The organism is uncultured Rikenella sp. (genome assembly GCF_910579375.1).
Classification (GTDB): Bacteria; Bacteroidota; Bacteroidia; order Bacteroidales; family Rikenellaceae; genus Rikenella.
Window position 1 is genome coordinate 1 of sequence record NZ_CAJTUJ010000150.1, and the last position, 4,414, is coordinate 4,414.

Below are 4,414 nucleotides of genomic sequence, written 5' to 3' on the forward strand. Positions count from 1 at the left end.
CGACAACCGTAGCCGGTTTTCGAGCCCGAAGAACAAGCACAGCCCAATCCACGGCCCAAAGCAAAGCCCAGTTCTCCGTCCTGTGTCGGCCTCACTGCGGCTCCGCTTTCGCTCCGCCACACTTCAATTTCATCTCGATTTTGCTCTCGCAAAATGAGCGAAATCCCTCTTTAGGCGGGTGGGTGCGCCCACAGGGCGTTTTACTGGCTGCCTCTACCCGATTCTCTTTTCGCGCGCCTTGCGCGATTCATCTATATTCGGCTCACCGCCGAAATAGCTGAATCGCTTCTTCAGGCGGCGGCGCGCGGTTACTTTTAAGTAATAAAGGCCGCCCGCCGTGGCGCGAACGTGTCGGGAGGCGAGCCCCGCGCCCGCGGGGGGGCAAAGGGCAGAATCGGCCCAGCTCTTTGTTCGCGCGCTTTGCGCGATTCATCTATATTCGGCTACCGCCGAAATGGTTGAATCGCTCCTTTAGGCGGCGCGCGATTTAGTTTGAGGGGACTGCGCTCGGGCCGCGCGGGCCCCACGTCCCGTGGACGGGAAATGCTGACGCATTTCAACTGGCAGCCTCGGCCCAAATCTTTGACCGCGCCCCTAGTCATTGCCCCGGCTGGTACTGTTCCTTTTGTTCACAAAAGGAACAAAAAAACTTTTGACGGATGCTGACGCATCCTCAAGCGGCGGGCGCGCCGCTCAGAGCTTCGCTGAGCCCGAACGAACCAACGACTGATAACGGCGCGATGGAGATGGCAAGGGTTCGCCGCTAAAACCGTACTCCGACCAACGCGCGTCCACCCGCTCGATCACCTCCGGCGACATCGTCACCACGTTCGGCCAGCCCCGTTCCACCTCCGAAGGCTTGAACCGGGCATCCAGCCTCAACACTCCTGCCGAAGTCACCGAAACATCCCGTCCCGGATCGGTATTCCCCACCGCCAGCCAAACCAAATCTTCGAACTCCAGCCCCGCCGACTCGACAAAATCGTCCCACACCACCTCGACCGGAATCTCCTCACGCCGAGGCCGTTCGCCCCCCTCCTCTTCCAGTTTGCGGGTCAGGTCGAGGCACAGCTTGCCTCCGAATCCCAATTGCGGCGACGAGTGATCCAGCACGTCGAGCACCCCTCGCGAAAAAAGCGTATCCCGAGTCGGATCAAATCGATGAAGCCGTTCCCGAATCACCTCGCGGTACCCCTCGCCCGAAACGCCTGCCGCATCTTCCGCCGAAAGCATCACCAGAAACTTATTGAAACTCATCTGCCCTGCCCCCCACAACGCATGGGCCACTTTGAAAGCCTGGCCCGCATAACTCTTTTCGATCACGCACACCGCCAAATTGTGAGCCACCCCCGCCGGAGGCATCCACAGGTCGACCACCTCCGGAGCTACGGCCAAACGGATCGGCGCAAGAAATATCCGCTCGGTAGCCAGCTGAATCCAGGCATCCTCCATCGGCGGCACACCCACCAGCGTCGCCGGCCACACCGCATCGCGACGGTGGGTGATGCACGTGACATGGAACTGCGGGTAGAGGTCTTTCAGGGAGTAAAATCCCGTATGGTCGCCGAAATCGCCCTCGACTGCCTTCGGCTCGGCCGGGTCGACATACCCCTCGATCACGAAGTCGCAATCGGCAGGCACCCGCAGGTCGTTGGTCAGGCACTCGACCAGATCGACCGGACGACGACGCAGAAAACCGGCCAACAGGTACTCGTCCATCCCGTCGGGCAACGGGGCGGTGGCGCAGTAGGTGTAGACGGGATCGCCCCCGAGGCAGACCGACACGGGCATCCGCTCGCCCCGCTTTCTATATTCCTGATAGTGCCGCTCGCCGGTCTTGTGGCGGTGCCAGTGCATCCCGGTGGTCCGGGGGTCGAATACCTGCATCCGGTACATGCCGACGTTCCGCACGCCGGTCTCCGGATCGACGGTGTGCACCAACGGCAGGGTCACGAACCGACCGCCGTCGTGGGGCCAGCATTTCAGCACGGGCAGTTTCGACAAATCCGCTTCTTCACCCTTCAACACCACCTGTTGACACTCGCCTTTGCGGGAGACGTTGCGCGGCATCCACTGCGCCACCTCGCCCAGCAAGGGCAGCATCCGGAGCTTCTCCATCCATCCCGCTTTGGGCCGCAGGGCGTCGGAGAAGAGGGATTCGATCCGTTCGCCGACTTCCGAAAGCCGCTCGACGCCGAGAGCCATGCAAATCCGCCGTTCGGAGCCCATCAGGTTGGTGAGCACGGGGAAGCCGGTACCGGTATGCTCGAACAGCAGCGCCTTTCCTCCGCCGGGCTGTTTGGCCTGCCGGTCGGTCAGCTCGGCGATCTCCAGCACGGGATCGACGGGGACGGGAATCCGAATCAGTTCGCCGGCCTGCTCCAAGGCGCGGATGTATTCCGTCAAGTTTTTGTACATGGTCGATACATTGGTGGTTCAAAATTAATACTTTTGTAAAATAGTCTCAATCGTTACACCGTTTCCGAGTATGGCCAAACCGATCTACCTTTACAATACCCTGACCCGGCGCAAGGAGGAGTTCGCGCCGTTGCATGCACCGGCTGTGGGGATGTACGTGTGCGGGCCGACGGTCTACGGCGATCCGCACCTGGGGCATGTGAGGCCGGCGGTGACGTTCGACCTGCTGTTCCGGCTGCTGCGGTACGAGGGGTACAAGGTGCGTTATGTGCGGAACATCACGGATGTGGGGCACTTGGAAAACGATGCGGACGCGGGGGAGGACAAAATTGCGAAAAAGGCGCGGCTGGAGCAGCTGGAGCCGATGGAGGTGGCGCAGTACTATACCAACCGGTACCACGAGTTTATGGATCGGCTGGGGGTGCTGCGGCCGTCGATCGAGCCGCACGCGTCGGGACATATCATCGAGCAGATTGCTATGACGCAGGCGATTCTGGACGCGGGGTATGCGTATGTGAGCAACGGGTCGGTCTACTTCGATGTGCGGAAGTATGTGGCGGATGGCAACAATTATGGAATACTGTCGGGCAGGAATCTGGACGACATGCAGTCGGGGGGACGGTCGGAGGACTATGAGGGGGAAAAGCGTTTCCCGGCGGATTTCGCGCTGTGGAAACGGGCTGCGCCGGAGCATATCATGCGGTGGCCGAGTCCGTGGAGCGAGGGTTTTCCGGGGTGGCACATGGAGTGTTCGGCGATGGGGGCGAAGTATCTGGGCGAGACGTTCGATATTCACGGGGGGGGGATGGATCTGATGTTCCCGCACCACGAATGCGAGATCGCGCAGTCGACGGCGGCGCTGGGACATGCGTCGGCCAGATATTGGGTGCACAACAACATGGTGACGATCGGGGGACAGAAGATGGGAAAATCCTTAGGGAATTTCATCACGCTGGAGCAGTTCTTCACGGGGGATCATGCGCTGTTGTCGCAGGCGTATCCGCCGATGGTGATCCGGTTCTTTATCCTCCAGGCGCACTACCGGTCGACGTTGGATTTCAGCGATGAGGCGTTGCTGGGGGCGCAAAAGGGGCTGGAACGGCTGATGAAGGCGTGGAATCTTTTGACTTCGGGGCGCATCGCTCCTGCGGCGGCTTCTACTATACCGTCTCCTTCGGCTTTACTGGGCGAGTGCGAGGAGGCGTTGTGCGACGACCTGAACAGTCCGGTGGCGATCGCCCGACTGTTCGATTGGGTGCGGCATGTCAACGCGCTGAACGACGGGACGCTGGCGGCGACGGAGGAGGATTTGCAGACTTTGCGCACAGCATTCGACACGGTGTTGGGGACGCTGCTGGGTCTCTCTCTCACTGCGGAGGGCGGGGTGGCTCCTGTCGCGGGCGGCAACGACCGATTAGGCGGGGTGATCGACATGATATTGGAGGTGCGCCAGCAGGCGAAGGCGGCGAAGGACTGGGCGACGTCGGACTTGATCCGCGACCGCCTGGCGGCGCTGGGCATCCGAGTCAAAGACCGCAAGGACGGGGCGGATTGGGAACTCGATTGATGGGCTTAAGGGTTCCGGCGCTTTAACCTCGGGAAACATTCGGCAGACACGGCCAAAGAACAGGGCCGTCGGCAGCTTTAGGATGCGTTAGCATCCGTCGAAAGTCTTTTGGGTTCTTTTTCTTCAGAAAAAGAACAGTACCAGCCGGAGCAATGACCAGATCGCGCGCCGGCCTAAGAGGGTATATTCTGCCGATTGGCGGTGAGCCAATCCGGCAAGAATTGTCGCGAGCGACGTTCAGGAGTAGACCCGCCCCTCTTTTGAGTGCCGAGAGGCACCGGCGGAGCGAAAGCGGAGCCGCAGTGAGGCGGACACAGGGCAGTGCTTTGGGCCGAGCTTGAGGGCGGGTCGGAGCCAGCGTGGCCGGAAACGAGCTCCGCGAAGTTGCAGGCCTACGCCAGGGGTGGCTCCGGCCCGCGCGGCTCTACG

At 61.1% G+C, this 4,414-nt stretch carries 2 protein-coding genes; one reads left to right on the forward strand and one right to left on the reverse strand.

Annotated elements, in window-relative coordinates; all coding sequences use genetic code 11:
* Nucleotides 1-693: 693 nt before the first annotated feature.
* Nucleotides 694-2,418: a menaquinone biosynthesis decarboxylase gene (locus QZ302_RS08835; RefSeq protein ID WP_294594567.1), complete on the reverse strand. Its 1,725-nt coding sequence runs from the start codon at nt 2,416-2,418 to the stop codon at nt 694-696.
* A gap of 70 nt (nt 2,419-2,488) precedes the next feature.
* On the opposite strand from QZ302_RS08835, the gene cysS reads away from it, so the two are divergent.
* The gene (gene cysS, locus QZ302_RS08840; RefSeq protein WP_294594568.1) at nt 2,489-3,985 is read left to right on the forward strand and encodes a cysteine--tRNA ligase; all 1,497 of its coding nucleotides are present in this window, start codon (nt 2,489-2,491) and stop codon (nt 3,983-3,985) included.
* The last annotated feature ends 429 nt before the right edge of the window (nt 3,986-4,414 follow it).

Bases quoted from the DNA above. Each gene is read 5' to 3' on its own strand.
- QZ302_RS08835 (WP_294594567.1), bottom strand. From the start codon at position 2,418: ATGTACAAAAACTTGACGGAATACATCCGCGCCTTGGAGCAGGCCGGC.
- cysS (WP_294594568.1), top strand. From the start codon at position 2,489: ATGGCCAAACCGATCTACCTTTACAATACCCTGACCCGGCGCAAGGAG.